This is a genomic window from Okeania sp. SIO3I5, from assembly GCF_010672085.1.
GTDB lineage: Bacteria > Cyanobacteriota > Cyanobacteriia > Cyanobacteriales > Microcoleaceae > Trichodesmium.
This window is the reverse complement of sequence record NZ_JAAHHT010000525.1, coordinates 1-1,330: the sequence shown is the minus strand read 5'-3', so window position 1 is coordinate 1,330 and position 1,330 is coordinate 1. Positions and strand designations below refer to the sequence as shown.

The window sequence follows — 1,330 nt, the reverse complement described above, 5'->3', positions numbered from 1 at the left end:
GGGAGCTTTTAAAACTATTTTTAGTGGTTTAAAAAGTAAACCAATGTTAGTTATCAATACATTAGTGGAAAGAACTTACTATCATCTTGAATATAGTTATTGGAGTCAAAATTTTCAGGAACCTTATATTGATTCTTTGCCGAAAGAAGAACCTTTATCTTGGCTAGAATTATTATTTTTTGCTGCTAAAGAAAGATTATTAAAATGGGAAGCACAACGAAATAAGGAAAAAATCGAAAAAGGAACAACAGAAGAGTTTGATGGTGATTGGGGTGGAGAAGTAGTTAATAAATTTTTGGCAGATTTAGAATTGATAGAACGAGAAAATCGAATGTTAGAAAGAGGAGAAGAGCCAAACAATTTACCTAATCGTAACTATATGGTTCTTGATTCAGATAAAGAAACTTTTTCTCGTCTGACTGCTATTCAAATTTGTCTATTGATAGGTAGAACCGCCGATGAATATTTTCTCTTAGATGTTCCACCTCAAGAACGTAAACCTCCTTTACTTCCAGAATTTTTACCCGAACTTTTAGAGGAAATTCCCTCAGAATATCGAGAAAAAATTATTGAGTCTCTTGTTGATTTTTATCAATCTTTACATCAGCAATTATGGAAAGAAGAGTCGGCTTGGGAGCCAGAAATGCTGATAGATTTGGCTAGTAGTTTAATGTATCTAGATAACAATTGGGCGAAAGAGCGGATAGAAAAATCTGTAGAATCTTGGTTATTAATGCGTGGGATATCTTTAGATCAAGTTGGTAATTTAGAAGTAATGAAATATTTTTTAGTCTCAGGAGATGACGAATATTTAGACAAACTAAACCGATTTATTCTATCATTTGGAAGAGAAAATTATGTGGTTCCAGCAGAAACTTTACTAGATACTTGGCGAAAACTGAAGATTAAGGGCTGTATTAGAGTAGATAAGAACGGACCAACTTTATTTTGATAAATTAGGTAAATCAGATGGACAAATCATTTGAAGTAGTCGTGGCAATTGACTTTGGAACATCTCGTTCTGGCTTTGCTTATAAATTTAAAGAATCGGACTATTCTGTATTTCGAGACTTGTGGCCTGATAGCCCGATAAATTTTCCTAAAACGGCAACCCATCTATTGGTTTCCCCTACAGGAGAAGTAGAAGCTTGGGGCTACACAGCAATGAAAAAACTGGCTGAACTTCGCGCTAAGGGAACTGCTAAAGATTATTACTTTGCGCGTAATTTTAAAATGGAGTTACATTCTGGCAAAAAAGATGACAATGGACCTTATGTCATTAATGAAAGTAACAGAGAAAAAATCTATGTTATTGACTTGATAGCTGAAA

General features: G+C 33.9%; 1 protein-coding gene and 1 pseudogene. Both read left to right on the top strand.

Annotation, left to right across the window (positions count from 1 at the left end):
* Positions 1-952, top strand: a 952-nt coding sequence (locus F6K40_RS40240; RefSeq protein ID WP_293145950.1) for a hypothetical protein, incomplete at its 5' end; no start/stop codon positions are given.
* Between the two features lie 17 nt (positions 953-969).
* Positions 970-1,330, top strand: a pseudogene (locus F6K40_RS40235) (Hsp70 family protein); the annotation flags it as partial.